Origin of the sequence: Campylobacter sp. BCW_4323, assembly GCF_001763115.1 — a bacterium.
In the GTDB taxonomy this organism is placed as follows: domain Bacteria; phylum Campylobacterota; class Campylobacteria; order Campylobacterales; family Campylobacteraceae; genus Campylobacter_D; species Campylobacter_D jejuni.
In genome coordinates this window covers 1-1,046 of the sequence record NZ_MJYC01000007.1, presented here as the reverse complement: position 1 = coordinate 1,046, position 1,046 = coordinate 1, and the positions used below count along the sequence as shown (strand labels likewise).

At 24.8% G+C, this 1,046-nt stretch carries 2 protein-coding genes; both read right to left on the bottom strand.

Annotated features, from left to right (window positions below):
- Positions 1-114: 114 nt before the first annotated feature.
- Positions 115-675, bottom strand: coding sequence for an imm11 family protein (locus AJN60_RS00340; RefSeq protein WP_070285654.1), 561 nt, complete (start codon positions 673-675; stop codon positions 115-117).
- Positions 672-1,046 (bottom strand): AHH domain-containing protein (locus tag AJN60_RS00335; protein WP_237766501.1); only part of this gene is annotated, 375 nt, incomplete at its 5' end. The genes AJN60_RS00335 and AJN60_RS00340, both read right to left, overlap by 4 nt.

The following is a 1,046-nucleotide window of genomic DNA, read 5'->3' as shown; positions in this document are numbered from 1 at the left end:
ATTAATTCTGCTTGTTCTCTTGTCATTTTTTATCCTTTATTATGGTATTTGTTTGATAAAACCTAATAAGTTTATATAATTTATAATTGTAATATTTTTATATGTTTATTAATTTTAATATACCATAACTTCACTAAAACTAAAACCTAATAAATTGTTTTCTCTTACTATTTTTTTAAATTCACTTGATACAAAAACAGGTATTTCATCATCTTTAATTCTAAATATATGACTTCCATCAAGTTTTGATTTTTTTAAAACAGCTTTAGTAATACTTAAATATTCATCATTATCACCCATATAAGTATATACAGAATGTTCATAATCTAAAGCCTCAAGTGATTTTATTACATGCATAATTTTACAACCATAATAATTTATTTCCTGATTTTTAATTTCTACATCTAAATATTGCACACAATCTTTGATTAAATCTTGCATTAAATTTACAAATTTTGGAGAGACTATACGCCAATTATATACATTAGATATTAAATCGGTCAGTATTTTACCATCATCTTTATCGATTTCAAAACTAGGTGTTTGCCAATTTGTGATAGGTTTGGATTCTAAAAGTGCATATTTGTCATTATTTTTTATATCTGGTTTAATACAATTTATCCAATTATCAACGTCATTATGTTGTCCATTATACATCATTTTATAATATCTCATTGTTTTCTCTCCTTATAGTATTCTTTATGAAGTATAGCAGGATTATTTTTGATTTCTTCTTTTAGTTTTTCAAATTCTTTTAAGAATTTATTCTTATCTCCTCTAGCTATTTTATCAATTTTATTCATTTTTTCAAGAATGTATTCATGGTATTCATTAGGATGTCTTCCGCGATGTGGCATTTTAACTTTATTCCAATCTCCATTTAGTTTTAAATCATATGAATTAAGTATCTCTTGAAATTTTGGAGTATATTTTTTACTCTTATTGGTGGCAATGTGATGAGTTTGAATTGGTAATTGATTGTTTTTACCTCCTATCCCTTCCCATCTTATCCTATCAAATTTAATCTTAGCAAGAGGACTAGCTTG

What these genes read in the sequence shown, in the direction of transcription:
- AJN60_RS00340 (WP_070285654.1), bottom strand. Translation starts at nt 675, where the DNA reads ATGAGATATTATAAAATGATGTATAATGGACAACATAATGACGTTGAT.